The sequence below is a fragment of the Actinokineospora inagensis DSM 44258 genome (assembly GCF_000482865.1).
Taxonomy (GTDB): Bacteria; Actinomycetota; Actinomycetes; order Mycobacteriales; family Pseudonocardiaceae; genus Actinokineospora; species Actinokineospora inagensis.
This window is the reverse complement of record NZ_AXWW01000033.1, coordinates 43,305-62,645: the sequence shown is the minus strand read 5'-3', so window position 1 is coordinate 62,645 and position 19,341 is coordinate 43,305. Positions and strand designations below refer to the sequence as shown.

Genomic DNA, 19,341 nt, shown 5'->3' with positions numbered 1-19,341 from the left:
GCAGGTGAAGGTTCAGGAGTTGTACATCGCGGGTATCGGCACGTACCTGCCGCAGGCCACCAAGGTCGAGCAGGCCGTCGCCGACGGTCGGTACGACCCGCAGGAGGCCGAGGACACCGAGTTGGAGTCCATTTGCGAGGCCACCGACGAGACACCGCCGGACATGGCCGTCAGCGCCGCCCGGACCGCCCTGGCGCGCTCCGGTGTTGCCGCGGCGGACATCTCGCTGATCCTGCACGCCAGCATCTACTTCCAGGGTCTGGAGCTGTACTCCACGGCGTCCTACATCCACCGGGCCGCACTGGGTGACCACTCGGCGCTCGCGTTCGAGGTCAAGCACGCCTCCAACGGCGGAATGACCTCTTTGGACGTCGCCGCGCACTACCTCGCCGGGTCGGACCACGGCGCCGCCCTGATCACCACCGCCGACAAGTGCTCCCTCCCCGCGATCGACCGCTGGAACTGCGACATCGGCATCGTCCCCGGCGACGGCGCCACCGCGATGGTCCTCAGTCGCACCAGCGGGTTCGCCCGGGTCCTGAGCACCGCCACCGTGTCGGACCCGACCCTCGAACGCCTCCACCGCGGCGACGAGCCCTTCGCCCCGCACAGCGACCCCAACCGCCCCGTCGACCTGCGCCTGCGCAAACTGCAGTACCTCGGCGACGTGGAACTCGACGAGTTCACCCGCCGCTTCCGCACCGGCCTCACAACCTGCGTCGACACAGCCCTGGCCGACGCGGGCATCGAATTCCGCGACATCACCCGCTTCGTCCTCCCACACGCGGGCCGAATCGTCCTGCAACGCGAATACTTCCTCGCCCTGGGCATCGAGGAGTCCCGCTCCACCTGGTCCTGGGGCCGCACAGTCGGCCACATCGGCGCGGGCGACCAGATCTCCGGCCTCGGCCACCTCGTCGAATCCGGCGCGGTGAACCCCGGCGACCACTGCGTGCTGCTTGGTGTCGGCGCGGGCTTCACCTGGACCGGCGCGGTGGTCCAGATCGTCGACCGCCCTTCCTGGGCCACGAGGTGACCATGCGCGCGTACGTGTTCCCCGGCCAGGGCGTCCAACGAAAAGGCATGGGCCGCGACCTTTTCCCCCAATTCCCCGACCTGTGCCGCACAGCGGACGAAATACTGGGCTACTCCATCGTCGACCTCTGCCTCACCGACCCATCACGCCTGTTGAACCGCACCGAATACGCCCAACCCGCCATCTACGTCGTCAACGCCCTGCACCACTTGACGGTCACCCCCGCCGACTACCTGGCAGGCCACAGCCTCGGCGAATACAACGCCCTGCTCGCCGCAGGCACCTTCGACTTCGCCACCGGCCTACGCCTGGTCCAACGACGTTCGTCACTGATGGCCGAAGCAGGCGACGGCAGCATGGCCGCCATCATCGGCCTCCCCGAAGAAGAAATCTTCAACGTACTGCACACCAACGCCTCCCCCACTGTCGCCATCGCCAACCACAACGCCCCCACCCAATACGTGATCTCCGGCACCCGAGCAGAGATCACCCACCTCCGCCCCCTCTTCGAAACCCTCGGCGCCACCTACATCCCCCTCCGAGTCAGCGGCGCATTCCACTCCCCGCACATGTCCCAGGCCGCTGAGGCCTACCGCCACTTCCTCACCTCAATCCCCCTCACCCCACCCCAAACCCCCGTCATCTCCAACGTCACCGCCACCCCCCACCCCCCAAACCCCAACGCGATCCGAGCCGCCCTCGCCAACCACCTCACCCACCCCGTCCGCTGGTCCGACACCATCCACCACCTCCGCACCGCAGGCGTAACCACTTTCGTCGAACTCGGCAACAGCACAGTCCTGACCACCCTCATCGACAAGACCCCACCCACCCCCCACCAGGCCCTCATCACCAAAATAAGAGAAGACGTCCTCCACCCCCTCATCGGCGACAAAGCCCTAACCTTCCCCGAAACCCACTCCTTCCGCCACCTCGGCCTAGACTCCATCATCTACATCCGCATAGCCAGAAAAGTCGAATCAGTCTTCAACATCCCCTGCAAACCCGACACCATCCACACCACCCGCACCTGCACCGCCCTAGCCGACTACCTACTGGCACACCAATCCCCGCAAACCCCCACCCCCACCCCAACCCCCACCCCAACCTCCACCCCCACCCCGTTCCAGGACTACCAAGACCCCGACGTCCTCACCCTCCTCCACAACCACGCCACCGGCAAAACCTCCCTCCACGACACCATCACCACACTCCGCTCACGAATCCCCACCTAACACACCGCCCCTCGAAACCCCAACCCCATATCAACGAAGCCCCACACGCACACCGCGCGCTCAAAAAAACCTCCCCCAAATCGACGAAGCCCCATACTCGCCCCGCGCGCCTCGAAACCCGCCGACACCAACCGCCCGTTGTGGTGAAGTTGTTTTGTTTGGGGGGAGCGGTGGCCTAAGCCGGCTGGCGGGTAAGGCCACGCTTTCCAGTGGCCCCGCCTTTTAGCCTTACCCAGGCCACCGCTAGGGGCCCCAAACAAAACAACTTCACCACAACGGGCACCCCCGCTTTCATCTGGCGCCCGAGGCCGGCGTCGCCGCCAGGCGACCAGGCCGAAACCCGAGCGCAGCGAGGCCCAGAGCCCCCTCACACCACCCTACAGATTCCGGTACACCCCACTAAAGAACCCAACCGAAAAAGCCCCCACCACCCCCACCCCGGCAACAACAATCACAACCCCCACCCCAACCACCCCCAGCACACTCCCAGCAAGCAACGCCGACACCGGATACGCGACACCAGCACAACCAGCCAGCAGACTCATCACCCTCCCCAACGCCCGACCAGGCACCGTCTGCTGAAGCATCGTCATATAAAACACATTCACCACCGCCTGCAAGCACGCCCCCACGAACAGCGCCCCCGTCGCCACCACCAGCGAAGACCCCACCGGCACACTCAACAACGCAAGCCCCTCACCAACCCCAAGCCAAAGCGCGACCAGGCCCCGCCGCCGCAGCCGGAGAAGCACCGGCCCCAGCAGCGCCCCGACAACCGAGCCAACACCCAGCCCGGTCATCATCACTCCGAACCCCAACGCGCCATTCCCCAGCGAGTCCCGCGCGAAGACCGGCAGCGCGACCTCGATCAACCCGACAGCCGCGAGGTTGAACACAAGCGTGGTCAGCAGCGTCATCCTCACCAGGACAGAACCGAAGGCGTACCGCAGCACCGACCGCCAAGTCCGCAGTCGATCGCCGTCGTCCGGGGCCGCCGGAACGGTGGACGGCCGGATCGCCATCAGAGTCAGGCTGGACACCAGGAACGTAGCCGCGTCGATCAGCAGCCCCACCCCGCTCTTGAGCGACCCGACCAGCGTTCCACCCAGCGCAGGCCCCGCGATCCTCGACGTGCTTTGCATGACCTGGATCAGCGAGTTCCCCGCAGCGAACGACTCCGGGCGCACGATTCGCGGCAACACAGCGAACGAGGCAGGCATGAAAATCCCACCGAGGACGCCAAACGGGACCGCAACCGCAATCATGGCCCACAGCGGAATGCGACCACCGGCAGCGAGCGCGACGAATCCGAGCACGACGACGGCCCGGAGCGCGTCCGCGGCCAGCATCACCGACCGGGCGCCCAACCGGTCGGCCAGCGTTCCGCCGACCGGGAGGAAGACCAACCTGGCCGTTCCGTAGCAGGCCAGCACCACGCCGAGGTTCGCCGGACCGCCACCCTGGTTGAGCACGACGAACGGCAGTGTGACGAGGTAGATGCCGTCGCCGAACTGCGAGAGCAGTTGGCCGACGAGGTACAGCGCGAAGCGCCGTTCCCGCAGCGGAGCCAACAAGCGGACAGCAGGCTTTACGGCTGCGACCTGGCCTGGGCCTGTCGTCACGCGCGCCTCCCCTTCGGTGGCGGCATCTTCTCACCAGGTGACGGGCAAGGTGTGGATGCCGTAGAGGAGCGCGCCATCCTTGAAGGACAGTTCCTCGACGGGGGCGGCGAGCCGGAGACTGGGAACCCGGGCGAACAGGGTGTTGAACACGATCTCCAGTTCGACCCGGGCCAGGTTCTGGGCGATGCACCGGTGGATGCCGTGGCCGAAGGCGAGCTGATGCCGCGCGTCGCGGTCGAAGTCGAGTTTCTCCGGCTCGGCGAAGACACTGTCATCCCAGTTGGCCGCCGCGGTGGACACGACAACGGCGTCGCCCTCCTTGACCACCATGTCGCCGACCTCGATGTCGGCCAGCGCCACCCGCAGCCCACTCGGGTCGGTGATGCTGGTGTGGCGCAGGATCTCCTCCACCGCGCCCGGGGTGCGCGCCGGGTCGGCCCGGATCGCGGCGAGCTGCTCGGGGTTTTCGAGCAACAGCACGGTCCCGAGTGAGATCACGTTGGCCGTGGTCTCGTGCCCGGCGCTCAGCAGCGCCAGGCACAACGCGGCGATGTCCTCCTGGCGGAGGACACGCTGCTTCTGGTTCTTGGCGATGACCCGGCCGATCAGATGGTCGCCCGGCGCGGCACCCGACTCGGCCTCCTTCGCCTTCGCCGCAACCAGATCGCGGAGGTAGTCCCGAAGCATGGCGTCCGCCGCGTAGCGTTCGGGCGAGCTGCTGTTCCGGCTGGCCATCACCTTGCTGGTCGATTGGAAGAGTTCGCGATCGTGGTAGGGGACGCCGATCACCTCACAGATGACCTGCGAGGTGATCGGGCGACAGAGAGCGTCCACCAGGTCGGTCGGCCGATCGCCGGTCAGCATGGTCGTGATGTGGTCGTCCACGATTTTCTGCACGCGGGGCCGCAGTTCCTGCGTGCGTTTGTGGGTGAACTCGGGGATCACCATCCGGGTGAGCAGGGTGTGTTCCGGCGGGTCCAGGCTCATCAGGGACGCGTTGACGTCTTCCACCAGTTTTCGGGACAACGGGAGGTAGAAGGGAAAGTTGGGGTGTAGCCGGTTCGTGCTGACATTCCGGTTGGTGAGGAACCGGCGGACGTGCTCGTAGCGCGTGATCAACCAGGCGGTCCGCCCGCTGGGCAGGGTGATCTTTGCGAGCGGTGCCCCGGCGCGCAGCTCGGCGTACTGGTCCGGCGGGCGCATCGGGCAGGACCGCGGCATGGGGAATGGTCGCGGACCGGTGTCGTCCGTGGGCGGGTTGACCACTTCGGAACTCTCCCCTCGGAGGTGGGACGAAACGGCCGTTCAGAGGTGGACCGAACGGCCGTTCGGCCGCTGCGCGCGCCTGGACGGTCCCGGTCAATTGCCTTCTGCTACTGGGGAACCGCGCAGGTCGGGTCCTCCGAGAGCCCCCTCAGTTGGCGGTACCCCATGCCGCAGCAGTCGCCCGTGATGTCCTCGTCGAGCGCGTCGACCGGGTGGGGAACGTCAATGGGCTCGACATGTGACAGGTCAATGGGGTCGACGTCGTCGTCTATCCACATCAGACCACCGTCACAGATCAGGTCCAGGTGCGCATAGGCCGCGTAGGCAACGCGGGAGAAGCTCTGGTTGTGTTGCCCGAAACCCAGGTGGAGACCGCACCGGCGCTCGTTGATATGGGAGTTCGTGGTGATGTACTCGTTGATACCGTGGTTCGTGCCGAGCCCGAACTCGCCGACATTGCGGCCATTCGGGCTGTCCAGGCAGAGCCGGAACATCTCTTGGAGCTCCGGGTTGGCGCAGGTGAGATCACGCGCCTTTCCGGCCTCGATCTCGACTCGGACCGGGTTGTCGGCCAGCTTCGCGTTCAGGTCACTGATGATGTTGGCGTTGTACGCGCCGTCGGCGACCAGGACCCCTTCGACAGTGACCGGGTAAGTGGCGATCTCCCCAGCGGGGAGGATGGTGAAGCCACCGGGGCGCCACACACCTCGGTTGCTGATCCACTGGTACTTCTCGCTGTCGAGCTCAACGGTGATGTCAGTTCCGCCGGAGGTCGTCACCCGCACCCGCTTGGCGCTGTTGACCCGGTGGAGCAACGTGGCATTGAGCGCCGACAACTCCAGAGGGCTGACATTGAGCGCCTTGGTGAAGAAGTCAGCGGACGCGCTGATGATTCGCAGGATCATGGTCTTGTCCGGCCCGTAGTCGCGCAGGATGGGCTGGAGCACCTCGAAGTGCGACATGGTGTCCCGCTCCAGGGTGATGATGACCAACCGGCCCTGCACCGCGGACCGGTCCGGCAGCGCCTCGGCGAGCCGCCCGGCGAAGCTCTCGTCCTGCAACGGGAGCATGGGAACGATGGCGGCGGTGAAACCGCGGTGCTTGAGACCGAGCGCGACCCAGGCGGCGGGCTCACGGCTGTCCGGCGTGTAGGTGACCACGACGGTGTCCTCATCGGTGATCACCACGAAATCGTCCAACAACGCGTCAACACCCTCGAAGACACGCTCATCGACCATCTGCGCAGTCATTGTTGCTCCCCAGGAATAGCGGCTGAAGTGACGATCTTTGGCGGCTCCTCCGGTTGTGGGCCGGAGGAGCCGCCACTGCTCATGGGCAACCCGAGATCACCGGGTGTTGAGGTACCACGCGATGATTCCGAACTCGGTCCGCTGCTCGGCGGTGCTCTGCTCGGGTGCGGGCTCGGACTCGGCCATGGCGGTGAGCAGTTCTTGCAGCTCGGCGGGATTAGGCATGAGGTGTGCCTCCTTTGATGGTGTTCGGACTTTTTACGTTAGCGGGGGGGTGGGCGAGATCCAAGGCTGCTGGCTGAAGGTGCCGGTGTTGTGGCTTGTGGCGGGAATCTTCGTTTTTCTGGAGCTGCGGAGCTTACCTGCCAACGTTTATTGGGGGTTGGTGTGAGGGGGCACTGGGCCTCGGCTGCGCCTCGGGGGTCGGCCTGGTCGCCTTCGGCGACGCCGGCGCTTGGGCGCCAGATTAAAGCTGGGGTGCCCGTTGTGGTGAAGTTGTTTTGTTTGGGGCCCCTAGCGGCAGCCTGGGTAAGGCAAAAAGGCGGGGCCACTGGAAAGCGTGGCCTTACCCGCCAGCCGGCTTAGGCCACCGCTCCCCCCAAACAAAACAACTTCACCACAACGGGCGGTTGGTGTCGGCGGGTTTCGAGGCGCGCGGTGCCGGTGTGGGACTTCGTCGATTTGCGTGGGGGTTTCTCGGGGCGCGGTACGGGAGTGGTGCGTCGTCGATGAGGGTGTGGGTTTGGCGCGCGGGGCGAGTGTGGGGATTTGTTGATGAAGCGTGGGGGGATTTGGGGGCGGGAATGAGGTGGAGGAGGTGGGGGTGGGGGTGGGGTGGGGTCAAGGTGGGGGGAGGGTGACGTCGATGCGGAGGCCGCCGGTGGTGCCGGGGTGGGCGGAGACGGTGCCGTGGTGGGCGGCGACTATGGAGCGGACTATGGAGAGGCCTAGGCCTGCGCCGTCTCGGTGGTTTATGCGGTCGGGGGCTAGGCGGCGGAAGGGGTCGAAGAGGGTGGTGATGGCGGTGGGGGGAATGAGGGCGCCGGAGTTGTGGATGGAGAGGGCGGGGTGGTCGGCTACGACGACTTCGATCCAGCCGCCGGGGGTGTTGTATTTGATGGCGTTGTGGATGAGGTTGGAGATCATTCGTTCCAGGAGGACGGGGTCGCCGGGGGTGGTGCGGGTGACGAGGCCTCGGCGGATGGTGATCTGGTGGTCGGTGGCGAGGGCTTCGTAGTTGGTGATGACCTCGGCGACGAGGGTGTCCAGGCGGACCGGGACGGTGCTGGGGAGGCCGCGGTCGCTTTCGGCGAGGACGAGGAGGCCTTCGATGAGGCGTTCGTTGCGTTCGTTGACCAGCAGCAACTGCGCGCCGAGGCGGTTGAGTTCCGGGTCGTCGTTGCCGGTGACCATGGCGACCTCCACAAGCGTGCGTTGGACGGCGAGCGGGGTGCGCAGTTCGTGGGAGGCGTTGGAGGCGAAGCGGCGTTGGTTTTCGAAGTTGACGACCATGCGGTCCAGCAGGTCGTCCACCGCGTCGGACAGGACGCGCAGGTCGTCCTTGGTGCCGCCGCGGCGGATGCGTTGGCCGAGGTTGTGCGGGCCGAGCCGGTCGACCACGGTGGCCATGCCGCGCAGCGGGGCCAGCGCGCGCCGCGGCCCGAACCAGACGAGCAGCACGAAACCGATTGGCAGCCCGATCATCCTGACGAACCAGAAGATGAGGTCCCACTGCGAGTACGGGGTGCAGTTGTAGTAGTGGCATTCGCTCGTCAACGCGATGAAGCCGTCGCGGAACTGGCCGAACGTGGCCCGGCCGAGGAGGAAACCGATGACCAGCGTCGCCGCGAACCAGCAGGCGACCCTGGCGCGCAGGGACAGCGGGGTCACGATCCGAAGCGATACCCGACGCCGGGGACGGTGTGGATCACCGGCGGCTCGGCCAGCTTGCGGCGCAGCGTCATCACGGTGACCCGGACCGTGTTGGTGAACGGGTCCACGTTCTCGTCCCATGCCTTCTCCAGCAGTTCCTCGGCGCTGACAACGGTTCCCGGCTCGGCTCGCATGAGGACCTTGAGCACGGCGAACTCCTTGGGCGAGAGGGCCAGCGGTCGACCGTCGCGCGAGGCGTGCCTACGGGCCGGGTCGAGCACGACGCCGTCGCGGTCGAGGACCGGTGGCAGCGCCCGGTGGGCGCGCCTGCTCAGCGCCTCGACCCTGGCGACCAGCTCGGCGAAGGCGAACGGCTTGGTGAGGTAGTCGTCGGCGCCGATGCCGAGACCGTCCACCCGCTCCCGGATGCTCGACGCCGCGGTGAGCATCAGCACCCCGGGTCTCGCCGTCGCCCGCCACGATGCGCCTGCACACCTCGTCGCCGTGCACCTTCGGCAGGTCGCGGTCGAGCACGACGACGTCGTAGCGGTGCACGGCGACCCGCTCCATGGCGGCGTCGCCGTCGTAGCAGACGTCGACGGCCATGTGCATGTGCCGCAGCCCCGCCGCGATGGCGTCGGCCAGCAGTTCCTCATCCTCGGCGACCAGGACTCGCATGGTTTCCTCCCCAGGTCGCTCCTGTCTACCGCAGGCCGGATAAAAATCGGATAAAGACCTCGCTTATCGGGTTCGAACCGCGGTCCGGGTAGATCTGGCGGCATGCGGGTACTCGTCACGTCTGCCGTTCTGCTTTCCGGTCTATGGATCATTTTCACGGCCACCCGGTACCACCTTGATTTGGAGGTCTACCGGATTGGCGTGAATGCGTGGCTGTCCGGCGGCGACATCTACGGAACCCTGCCCGAAACGGCGACCGGGGTCAGCCTTCCGTTCATCTACCCGCCGTTCGCCGCAGCCGCGATGGTGCCGCTGACGGTCATATCGCAGCAGGCAGCGAACATCATTCTGAGCATCGCAACCGTGGTGCTGACCGGGGTGACCCTGCATGTCCTGATTTCCGCGCTGAAGCTGTCGCGGAACTGGATGGCGTTGCTGCCGCTGGTGCTGTTCCTCGAACCGGTGCGGGCGACCCTGGACTACGGGCAGATCAACGTGATCATCATGGCCCTGGTCACCGTGGACTGCCTGATCCCCGAGCCGCACTGGCCCCGGGGCGTGCTGGTCGGCATCGCCGCCGCGGTCAAGCTGACCCCGGCGGCGTTCGTGCTGTACTTCCTGCTCCGCCGCGACTGGAAAACCCTGGCCAACGCGGGCATTTCCTTCGTCGCCGCCACCGCCGTCGGGTTCGCGCTGGCGTGGGATGAATCGGTGCGCTTTTGGACGTCCGAGGTCTTCAGCACGAGCGAGAAAGTCGGCACCGGGTTCTTCACCAACCAATCCGTCCTGGGCGTGCTGACCCGCGCGGACGCGGCCGCGCTGTGGCCGGTGTTGTCGCTCGTGGTGATCGCCGTGACGGTGGTTTCGATGCGCCGGGTCCCGCCCGCCACGGCGTTCGCGCTCAACTCGTTGGCGATTCTGCTTGTGTCGCCGATTTCGTGGTCGCACCACTGGGTGTGGTGCCTGCCCGCCCTGGTCATCTTCGCGGTCGAGGGCAGGCGGGTGTTGGCGGCGGTCGGCGCGGTGCTGTTCATGGTCGCCCCGCACATGCTGGGCATCCCCGCGGTGACCGACGCCTACTTCGCGTACGCACTGATCGCCCTGGTCCTGCCGCTCGCGGTCCGGACCAAGTCCACAGCGGACAAGATCACCGTCCAACCCGGACCGCGGCGAGCGGCGACCGTCAGAGGGTGACGCCCTTGTCCTGCAGGTGCCGGACCAGCGCCGGGTCCGCCTGGACGGCCTTCTTGGCCACCGGGTCCAGCTTGCGCAGCAGGCCGACCAGGTTGTCGCCGCGGAGCCCGGCGGCGAAGAACGTCAGGGCGTTGTCGGCGGCGGCCCACGACGGGACACCGTGGACGGTCAGCCACCGGACCTGGTCCGCGGGCGACAGCGCCGCCCAGGTCGTCACCTGGCCGGCCCGGGGCGCCCGCAGGAAGTCCGCGATCCGCTGCCGCTCGGTCGGGACCAGCGGCGGGTCGGCGACCACCAGGTCGCCGAGCGCGGGGTAGTCGCGCAGCAGCCGGAACCGGGTCGCGACCGACTCCTCCTTGACCAGGCTGATCGCCTTGGCCCGGTCGGCGGCGATCTGCCGACGGGTGAAGTAGCAGTCCGCCCACTCGCGGATCTCGTCCTCGACCGCGTACAGCCGGAGTTGCTGCTCGCCGGGCGTGGCGTCCCAGGTGGCGTCCTGGGCCGGGGCGGCCATGGCGAGGAACCGGCCCACCCAGCCGAACAGCTCGTCGAACACCGAGGTGTCCTGGCAGCCGGTGGGGGACGTGAGGTAGCGGGTGATCACGGGCTGGGTGCCCAGGTGCAACCGGCAGGACAGCACGAGCAGCACGCCCCAGTTGCCCCGCGCCGCGGCCCCGAAGACCCCGCCACAGGTGTGCGGCGCGTCCCCCTTGCACTTGTCCGGCGTCTCGCACAACCGCACCGGCTCCGGCTGCCCGGGGGTGCCGACGAGGATCACCGGGTCGGTGAGCTGGTCGAACGTCTTGATCGCGTCCAGCTCGTAGTCCCGCATGGGCTCGTACACGTAGTTCGGCACCGTCGTGCCCGACTTCGCCGTGTGCATCGGGGTCCGGTGGTGGTCGCGCCGCAGCAACGCCAGCAGGTTCACCAGCATCAGCGGCGAGTTCTCCTCGGTGAAGAACCGCACCTCCAAGCCCCGCGGCACGGTGACCACGTGCTTCCCGTCGTACGACCCGTGCCCGATGACCGCGCCCGCCACAACCGACTCCCACCGCTCCGCCCACACCGTCCGGTGATCCATCGCCGGGACCCCGGCTCGCGTAACACCGACGTCCGCGAGCCGCCGGTCCTGCCCCGCCCGACGTATCAAATGGACGGTGCGGCCAAAGCGGAGGCGAGCCAGAGGAGGGTGAGGCCGGAGGTGATGTGCACGCAACTGATGAGCCAGTTGTCCGGTAGCGGGGCCGCCAGGGCCAGTACCGGGAGTGCCAGGCCGTAGGTGATCGACGGAATCCTGGGGTGGACGTGGGACCGGATCATGCTGACGCTGAACAGGACAGTTCCCACGCTGAACACGATGCCCGCGCCCAACAACGCGTACATCGTCGGGCCGTGCAGCAGGGTTTGCGCCACCGGGTCGGGCAGGTAGTAGACGCCCATGTTGAGCATGAAAGCGGCGCCGCCGAAAAGGCTGAGGCCGATGGTGTTGAGGACGAAGGCGACCACGCCGAAAGAACCGGAAGACTGCTGTTGCCGCAGGTGGAGCGCTATCAGCAGTGGTGTGGCGAGGGCCGGTGAGATACCGAGCAGGAAGCTCGTCGCGGCGGTTTCGCCGGTGCCGATCTCGACCGCGGACGGTATGGCGATGAGCAGGCCCGCCGCGATACCGGACCACGAGCTGAGGCGCGTCAACAAAGACATGGGCATTCCTTGCGGAGAGGGATTTCGTCACCGCGGAAGGTAAGGGCGGTGGCGCGGCGACCGGGAGTGCCGCGCGACCGGACCTGGCGGCCACCGGTCACGGTCCACGCGGCCGGAAGTCATGTGTCCGACGGCGGGCGCGGCTCGGCGTACTGTCGGCCCCGTGAGCAGGCGGGTGGGGTTGTGGGTCACCGGCACCGTGTACGGGATCGTGCTGCTGGCCGAGTTGTACTGGGTGTTCGCCGGGCTCGGGCCGCTGGTGCCGCTCCGGCTGCTCGGGTTCTGCGCGGGTATCGCGGCGTTGTGCGTGGTCGAGGTCATCTCGCGGGACCGACCGGCCGTGTTCCTCGCGGCCAGGGTCGTGCTGTTCGGCGTGGTCGCGGTGCTCGACGAGTCGGGGTTGTCGCGGGCGTTGTTCGTGTTGGTGCCGTTCCTGGCGTACCTGGGCCTGGGGCGCCGGACCGGGCTGGTGCTCGCGGGCGTGTGCCTCGGGCTGCTCGTGATCGGGTACAGCGTGTTCGCGCCCGGCTGGTACCGCGCCCCGGAGTACGTCGCCGACCTGCTGATGTTCAGCCTCGGTCTGGTGCTGGCGATCGCGATGGCCGACCTGGTGGTGCGGGAGCGGCGGTCGGCGGCGCGGATCGGTGAGCTGTCCGCGGCGGCCGAGCGGAACCGGCTGGCGCGCGACCTGCACGACAGCCTCGGCCACCACCTCACGGCGATCGCGGTGCAGTTGGACAAGGCCGGGGCGTTCCGCGCGCACGACCCGGCGGTGGCCGACCGCGCCGTCGCCGACGCCCGGCAGTCGGCCCGGTTGGCGCTGGAGGACGTCCGCGCGTCCGTCGGGGCGCTGCGCACCCCCGTCTCCCTCGTCACCGCGCTCCGCGACCTGGTCGACGGGTCCGCCGCGACCCTGCGGGTGGAGGGCGACGAGCGGCCGCTGGACCAAGCCGCGGTGACCACCTTGTACCGCGCCGCCCAGGAGGCGTTGACCAATGCCAGCAGGCACAGCGGGGCGACCCGGGTCACGGTGACGTTGCGGTTCACGGCGGCCGAGGTGTGCCTCACCGTGCGTGACAACGGTCGCGGCTTCACCTCGCCCGCGCCGGGGTTCGGGCTGGTTGGTCTGCGCGAGCGCGCCGCCATCGTCGGTGGTGTCGTGGCGGTGGACAGCGCGCCGGGCGCGGGGACGACGGTCAGCCTGCGGGTGGGGTCGTGATCCGGGTCCTGGTGGTCGACGACCAGCAGTTGATCCGGGAGGGCATCGCGTCGCTGCTGGGGTTGCAGGACGGGATCGAGGTGATCGGGACCGCCGCCGACGGCAAGGAGGCCGTCGAGCGGGTGCTGGCCGACGCCCCCGACGTGGTGCTGATGGACGTCCGGATGCCCGAGTTGGACGGTGTCGCCGCCGTCGCCGTGCTGCGGGCCCAGGCCCCCGCCTGCCGCGTCCTCATGCTCACCACCTTCGACGACGAGGACCTGGTCCTGCGGTCCCTCCGCGCGGGTGCCACGGGCTACCTGCTCAAGGACCTCCCGACCACCGCCCTCGCCGACGCCGTCCGCCTGGCCCACGCGGGCATCACGCCCCTCGACCCCACCGCGGCCCGGCACGTCACCGCCGCCCTCTCGCCGTCGCCCGCCGCCAACCCGCTGACCGCCCGGGAGACCGACATCCTGCGGCTCGTCGCGCGCGGCGCGACCAACCGCGAGATCGCCACCCGGCTCTACCTCAGCGAGGGCACGGTCAAGAACCACATCTCCCGGATCCTCACCCGGCTCAACCTGCGCGACCGCACCCAGGCCGCCATCCACGCCAGGGACAACGGCATCCTCTGATCCACACCGGGTCCACAGTGGACCCAGCACCCTGGGCCAACCGGCCGAGTCGAGCCCGGTGACCTTTTATTGTCGTATTGACCCCAATCGGGCCGCGCTCGTAGCCTCTTAATTGTCATACCGACAAGAAAGGGGTGCGGGATGGAGACCCATGTGATCGCGCTGCTGCTGATGGCGTTGTCGGCGCACTGATCGGCCACGGCGGACCGGTATCGGCTGGGAAGCCCGACCTCCCCAGCCGATACCCCTACGCTACGAATTGATCGCAACCCCGCGTCGCCCGCCACGCGAGGGCCACCACGAGCGACTGACACAGGCGTGACCCGCGACGCCATCCGGCTCCCACCACCGCGACCGGAAGAGGCCGATGAACACTGGCAGCCCGAACGCCCAGCTCCTGCTCGAACTGAAATCGCTCCGCCCAGGCCGCGGCCTCGCCGACGCCGTCGACGGCGCCACGATCCCGAACCTGCGCGCGGTCAACGCGATCGACCTGGAGTCCGGCGATGAGCTGCGCGCGAAGCTCGACGCCGCGCTGGCCGCTGCCGTCCAGGGCCTGTCCGACGACGGCGACCGGCACCTGGTCACGGTCGCCCTGAACCTCGCCCCGCACGGCTACGGCGACACCTTCAACGCGCGGTTGGAGCGGCTGGCCGGGACCTTGCGGCTGACCACCCGGCACGTCCAACGCAAGATCGACAACGCGCTCGGCGAGCTCGCCGAGCGGCTCTGCGCCTGCCGGTGGGTCCCGGAGACCGACTGGTCGGTGCTGTACCTGGACGTCCTGCTGCGGCTGGACACCACGCCCCCCGAGGCGCACGAACGGCGAACCATCCTGGCGCACGTCGACGGGGTCCACACCATCGCCAACCGGGTGGACGTGCCGACCGAGTCGAACGCGGAACCGAAGACCCGGCTGGAAATCCTGTTCGGCGCGGTGACCGCGACCGACACCAGCAGGCAGGACCGCAGCCTGGTCACCGACATCGTCCTCCCGCGACCACTGCACCAGGGCGAACGGCACACCTACGGCCAGATCGTGCGCGCCGACCGGATCGCCGACCGGTTCGCCTGCACACCCAGCCGCCCACACGTGCGGTTCGCACTCCGGGTGCGCTTCGACCCGACCCGGCCACCGGCCCGGGTGTGGCGGATGGACGGGGTGTTCACCCGCCAGTTCGACGAACCCGCCGCGTCCGGCGAGCCACTGGTCCCCGACCTCGCGGGCGAGGTGGCCGCCGAGTTCACGAACCTGCGACCGGGCAACTCCTACGGCATCCAATGGCAGTGGCACTGACCTGAAACCGCTGAAGACGGGCCGCCGCGACATGTCACGCCACCGGGCTCACCCCGGGACTGTATCGGGGAGTTCTCCGGCGAACACCGCACCACCCAGGGGCCAACGTCCGGATCGAGTGCATCGTCAACCTCAGGCAGTCCCGGTTCCTCGACGACCGGAGGAATGCCTTTCACCATCTTCGCCGATACTATCTCAGCCGTCGTCGGCCTCTACTTCCATGCCACTGAACAAGCCTCGCTTCCTAGTGGGCCGGGCAGCCGCATGATCCGCATCGGAGGGCGGCGTGCAGGATCTCGCGGTGGTCGAAGGCCACCGGGGTCGCGGCGTCCAGGAACACGGTCACCGGCACCCACCGCGCGGCTTTGGCGTCGCTGCCCGCGACCGGTGCGGGCACGCCGTCGAGGCGCACTCGGTACGCGACGCTGACGATTCGGCCGCGTGGGTCGCGGCCGGGGTCACCATAAATACCGACCTGTCGCAACTGTCGACATCCGACGACCACCCCGGTCTCCTCCGCGAGTTCGCGCACCGCCGCTCGCGCCAATCCCTCGTCCGGCTCCACGAATCCGCCGGGTAGCGCCAAATGGCCGCGAAACGGCGGTTTCGCGCGTTCGACGGCGAGTACCACCGGGACACCTCCCGAGTCCCCGAGGACCACCAGGTCCACGGTGAGACCGACCACCGCCCGTGCCGCGCCCGCTTGTTCAGCCATACCGGCACCCTAAGTTCTTGTCAGTGGGACATCACACCGTTGACATTGAAATGTCATGGTTGATGTCACCCAGACACTAAAGCTAGTGTCGGCCTGACAACCGGATTCGGCCCAGATGGAGCAACCGGATGTTCGTCATCCTCACCGCACTGGACGAGGAATACCTCGCCATCCGACACCACTGCACCGGCCTGCGCACCGAGTGGGACCACCTGCGCACCCGGTTCGAGGTCGGCCGGGTCACCGGCGGCCACGAGGTGGCCATCGCCTGTTCCGGCACCGGCAACGGCACCACCGCCACCATCACCGGCAGCGCGATCACCCGGTACCGGCCCGGGTTCGTGCTGTTCGTCGGCATCGCGGGTGGACTGCGCGACCGGGTGGCCATCGGCGACGTCGTCGTCGGCACCCGGATCTACGCCTACCAGGGCGGCAGGCTGGACGAGAACGGGTTCCACGCGCGGCCGCAGGCCTTCGAGGCGCCGCACGACCTCCTGCAGACCGCCCGCCACGTCGGCCGGACGCCGTGGTGGCGGCACGCTCGGGCGGGCCGCGAGGCGGCGGTCCACTTCGCCCCCATCGCCGCGGGCGAGGTCATCCTGGCTGACCGCGAGTCGGAGTTGGCCCGCCGGCTCGGGCACCACTTCAACGACGCGACGGCCATCGAGACCGAGAGCGCGGGCATGGCGCACGCGGGGCACCTGAACGGGGCGACCCCCACGATGTCGATCCGCGGGATCAGCGACTTCGCGGACCGGGACAAGGACCGCACCCGCGGGTCAGGGGCCAGGGACCTGGCCGCGGGCAACGCCGCCGCGTTCGCCGCGGCGCTCGTCGCCGAGCACGCCGAGGTCCCACCGGCGAGCCACCACACCGAGTCCGGGAAGGCGGATATGACGTTCCACAACAACATGAGCGGCAACGCGCGGGTCACCAACCAGATCGGCGTGCTGCACGGCGGCCTGACGGTGCACCCCGACCACGGCGCACCCGGCCCGGCCGTCGGGCCGATGATCGCGCGCCTGACCAGTGCCGCGTACACCACCTTCAACACCGGCGGCCTCGACGAGGACCAGTTCGGCACGGCGATGCTGGAACTGGACAACCTCAGGAAGGCGGTGGCGGCCGGGGCCGACCCGGCCGCGCCGCGCACCAGCGTGCTCGCCCTCGCCGAACTCTTCCGCGACGTGCCGCGACTGCACGACCAACTCTCCGAGATCATCGAGGCACTGCCGTGAACAACCAGGACTTCCCCAACAACGCCCCACCCAACGCAGGCCCACCCAACTCGGGCGACATCCACAACACCATGTCCGGCAACGCCCGGGTGGAGACCCAGATCAACCACGCGGTCTTCCAGTCCGACATCTACATCCAGCACAAGGACGACCCGCCGGAGCGGAAGGTGGAGCTCGCCGAGGACTTCCTCGACGGCGGCTTCCCGCGCAAGGCCGAGGGCCTGCTCGGCGACGTCGTGCGCTCCGGGGTGCGCACATCGCGGATCGCCTACCACTACACGCTCGCCATCCTCGGCGACCGGACGATCACCGACCTGAGCCCGGACGACGTGGCCGACCTGCGCCTGGCGCAGAGCGTCGCGCAGGGCTTCGACGACGAGTGGAGCGCCGCGGTCGAGGTGATCAGCAACCTGCTCGGGTGCGCCTTCGAGCAGCAGCGGCGGGACTCACCCGAACAGCGGGAGCGGCTGGCCGGGGTGCTCGACCGGTTCAAGGGGCTCTCCGACGAGCGCCGCGGCGAGGTCACCCGGCACCTGGCGAAGATGCTCAACGGCACGGTGCGCGACCACGTCGACCGGCTGGTGGGCGACCTGATCCGCACCGAGCGGATCGCCAAGGGCAGGCAACGGCGGGCGCGGCTGTTCTTCCACCCCGACCCCACCGCGCCGCGGCAGGCGCAGCCCTACTACAACGGGCGGTTCGACCTGCGGCTCTGGTGCCTCGCGGTGGGCGGGGTCTTGGGGTTCCTGGTCGCGGTGATCGCCGCGTTCGCCACGCTCCAGGCCGCCGCGGGCGTCGCGACGGTCGGGTTCCTCGCCCTGTTCGTGGTGGGCGCGGGCGCCACCTGCTGGTTCGGCGCCGACCTGCTCGCGTACCGGGGGGAGCGCCGCAGGCACGAGTTCGAACTGGGCGAGTCGGGCGCCGTGCCGCCGTCCCGCAAGCAGCCGGAGGTCGAGTACGGCAGCGAGGACTTCCGCGAGCAGATCGACGCGCTGGTGCGGTACCAGTTCACCAGGCGGGAGTTGCGCCGGGGCGTGCAGCGCAAGCAGACCGACGAGTGGGTCACCGCCATGGCCGGGTCCGCGATCGCGCTGATCGCCCGGCTGATCCGCACCTACGGCGAACCCGTCGAACGGGTGGACGACGAGGACGACGACTCCGTCTACGCGGGCGACCTGTCCGATCTGGTGTACCGGCGCGGACCGGACCACACCGAGGAGATCGGCGGCAACACGCTCGACTGGTTGATCAGGTGGCACGCCAAGCGCACCACGCGCGAATGGCAGGAGGGGACGCTCCACGACTTCCGCAAGCTGAGGTTCCCGACGGTCCGGTCCGGGCTCATCGCGTTCGCCGCCGTCGCCGTGGGCTTGTTCGGATTCGCGCGGTTGGTCTCCAGCGCCCAGTCGTGGGAGCCGAAGCCGTTGACGCTGCTCGTGTTGGGCTGCCTCGCCCTCGTCGGCGGGCTCTACGGCGGTGTCAAGCTGCTCGGCGAGCTGTTCGCGCGGCGCCTGGAACTCGCCGACATGCGGCGACTGCACGAGGAGGAGACCAAGGCGTACGAGGAGTGGCGCGCGGTCTTGGCGGACCGGCCGACCGACGCCGAGATGGCCACCTGGCTGGCCTGGGACAAGGACTACCTCAAGTCCACCGCGATGCGCCGGTCCAACCTGGTGAGCAGCGACATCGTCGGCCACATCATCCTGGTCGAGGGCAAGGCGAACGCCAAGATGGGCCGGGTCGTCTACGGGCCGCCGCGGTACTCGGCCTACACGGTGCTGATCTTCCTGCTTACCGAGAACGGGGTCCGCCAGGTCAGCGTGGACCTCGACTTCGAGGACGGCGCGATCCACGACGAGAACCGGCTCTCGTTCAGCTACGGGTCGCTGACCGCGGTCAAGGTGTCCGAGGTCGGCGTGCAGTTCGCGGGCGAGCGGCGGCAGGTGCTCTACACCTCGCGCCGCAACCTCTCGGTCACCGAGGCCACCGACAACGTGGTCTTCAGCCGGGCGCTGCACATCGCGCTGCGCAACCAGGAGGACATCACCGTGATCGTGGAGAACCCGGAAGGGCTGCACGGCACCAAGACCGAGGACCCCGACCGGCTCAAGGACCTGGCGTTGGACGCGTCCGGGGTGACCGCGTCGCTGCACATCCTGGAGGCGATCGCCGCTGAAGGCCCCAAGTGGGTGCAGCGCGAGTACGAGCGGCGCAACCGCCGGTGGGACGAGTGGACCGGTCGGAGCACGGAGCAGCGGTTCATCGACACCCGGCGGGTCCGGGAATTGGGGCCGGGGGCGACCGACGACCCGGATGTCGTCGATGCCGAGTGGACGGAGGAAGACTGACGGCGCCGGTACCCGGTTCATGTCAGGCCGACTAGAAATGGGTATGATGGCGG

Annotated in this window: 16 protein-coding genes and 1 pseudogene; 8 read left to right on the top strand and 9 right to left on the bottom strand. The window is 68.5% G+C overall.

The genetic code is table 11. From position 1 onward, the window contains the following. The first annotated feature begins 4 nt into the window (after positions 1-4). Entirely contained in the window at positions 5-1,036 is a 1,032-nt protein-coding gene (locus H504_RS0114710) for a ketoacyl-ACP synthase III family protein (RefSeq protein WP_026423391.1), read from the top strand. A 2-nt stretch (positions 1,037-1,038) separates the two neighbouring features. Continuing rightward, a complete protein-coding gene (gene fabD / locus H504_RS0114705; protein WP_026423390.1) occupies positions 1,039-2,271 on the top strand; it encodes an ACP S-malonyltransferase in 1,233 nt (410 codons plus the stop codon). A 377-nt stretch (positions 2,272-2,648) separates the two neighbouring features. On the opposite strand, the gene H504_RS0114700 is transcribed toward fabD, so the two are convergent. The 6 genes and pseudogenes from H504_RS0114700 to H504_RS35135 all read right to left on the bottom strand — a co-directional run bounded on the left by H504_RS0114700 (position 2,649) and on the right by H504_RS35135 (position 8,959). After that, entirely contained in the window at positions 2,649-3,893 is a 1,245-nt protein-coding gene (locus tag H504_RS0114700) for an MFS transporter (RefSeq protein ID WP_026423389.1), read from the bottom strand. Positions 3,894-3,923: 30 nt separating this feature from the next. Beyond that, positions 3,924-5,096, bottom strand: coding sequence for a cytochrome P450 (locus H504_RS0114695; protein ID WP_245614252.1), 1,173 nt, complete (start codon positions 5,094-5,096; stop codon positions 3,924-3,926). 170 nt (positions 5,097-5,266) lie between these two features. Next, complete coding sequence (locus H504_RS0114690; protein WP_157440419.1) at positions 5,267-6,409, bottom strand: aminopeptidase; 1,143 nt, start codon at positions 6,407-6,409, stop codon at positions 5,267-5,269. Between the two features lie 96 nt (positions 6,410-6,505). Next, complete coding sequence (locus tag H504_RS43630; protein ID WP_281173626.1) at positions 6,506-6,634, bottom strand: hypothetical protein; 129 nt, start codon at positions 6,632-6,634, stop codon at positions 6,506-6,508. Between the two features lie 615 nt (positions 6,635-7,249). Further along, positions 7,250-8,299, bottom strand: coding sequence for a sensor histidine kinase (locus tag H504_RS0114680; RefSeq protein ID WP_026423386.1), 1,050 nt, complete (start codon positions 8,297-8,299; stop codon positions 7,250-7,252). Continuing rightward, positions 8,296-8,959 (bottom strand): annotated as a pseudogene (locus H504_RS35135) (response regulator transcription factor). The gene H504_RS0114680 and the pseudogene H504_RS35135 overlap by 4 nt, the downstream one beginning before the upstream one ends. 102 nt (positions 8,960-9,061) lie before the next feature. Between H504_RS35135 and H504_RS35130 the strand changes: the two are divergent. Beyond that, a complete protein-coding gene (locus tag H504_RS35130) occupies positions 9,062-10,153 on the top strand; it encodes a glycosyltransferase 87 family protein (protein WP_084467710.1) in 1,092 nt (363 codons plus the stop codon). On the opposite strand, the gene H504_RS0114665 is transcribed toward H504_RS35130, so the two are convergent. Together H504_RS0114665 and H504_RS0114660 are read right to left on the bottom strand one after the other, a co-directional pair. After that, positions 10,143-11,234 (bottom strand): putative adhesin, encoded by a 1,092-nt coding sequence (locus H504_RS0114665; RefSeq protein WP_026423385.1) that lies wholly within the window; start codon positions 11,232-11,234, stop codon positions 10,143-10,145. The two genes, H504_RS35130 and H504_RS0114665, sit on opposite strands and share 11 nt — an antisense overlap. A gap of 65 nt (positions 11,235-11,299) precedes the next feature. Beyond that, a complete protein-coding gene (locus tag H504_RS0114660) occupies positions 11,300-11,854 on the bottom strand; it encodes a hypothetical protein (protein WP_051385879.1) in 555 nt (184 codons plus the stop codon). A 163-nt stretch (positions 11,855-12,017) separates the two neighbouring features. Between H504_RS0114660 and H504_RS0114655 the strand changes: the two genes are divergently transcribed. From H504_RS0114655 to H504_RS38710, 3 genes are all read left to right on the top strand, one after another. Continuing rightward, positions 12,018-13,073 carry a sensor histidine kinase gene (locus H504_RS0114655; protein WP_026423383.1) on the top strand — a complete coding sequence of 352 codons (1,056 nt, stop codon included), beginning with the start codon at positions 12,018-12,020 and terminating at the stop codon, positions 13,071-13,073. Next, the gene (locus tag H504_RS0114650) at positions 13,070-13,690 is read left to right on the top strand and encodes a response regulator (RefSeq protein ID WP_026423382.1); all 621 of its coding nucleotides are present in this window, start codon (positions 13,070-13,072) and stop codon (positions 13,688-13,690) included. The genes H504_RS0114655 and H504_RS0114650 overlap by 4 nt, the downstream gene beginning before the upstream one ends. A gap of 367 nt (positions 13,691-14,057) precedes the next feature. Beyond that, positions 14,058-14,987, top strand: a complete 930-nt coding sequence (locus H504_RS38710; RefSeq protein ID WP_051385877.1) for a hypothetical protein — start codon at positions 14,058-14,060, stop codon at positions 14,985-14,987. Between the two features lie 244 nt (positions 14,988-15,231). On the opposite strand, the gene H504_RS35120 is transcribed toward H504_RS38710, so the two are convergent. Next, on the bottom strand, positions 15,232-15,702 hold the full coding sequence (locus tag H504_RS35120) for an NUDIX domain-containing protein (RefSeq protein WP_051385873.1): 471 nt from the start codon (positions 15,700-15,702) through the stop codon (positions 15,232-15,234). A gap of 128 nt (positions 15,703-15,830) precedes the next feature. On the opposite strand from H504_RS35120, the gene H504_RS35115 reads away from it, so the two are divergent. Both H504_RS35115 and H504_RS0114630 read left to right on the top strand, forming a co-directional pair. Then, on the top strand, positions 15,831-16,940 hold the full coding sequence (locus H504_RS35115) for a 5'-methylthioadenosine/S-adenosylhomocysteine nucleosidase family protein (RefSeq protein WP_051385870.1): 1,110 nt from the start codon (positions 15,831-15,833) through the stop codon (positions 16,938-16,940). Next, a complete protein-coding gene (locus H504_RS0114630) occupies positions 16,937-19,288 on the top strand; it encodes a hypothetical protein (protein WP_026423381.1) in 2,352 nt (783 codons plus the stop codon). Before H504_RS35115 ends, H504_RS0114630 begins: the two co-directional genes overlap by 4 nt. Positions 19,289-19,341 lie beyond the last annotated feature (53 nt).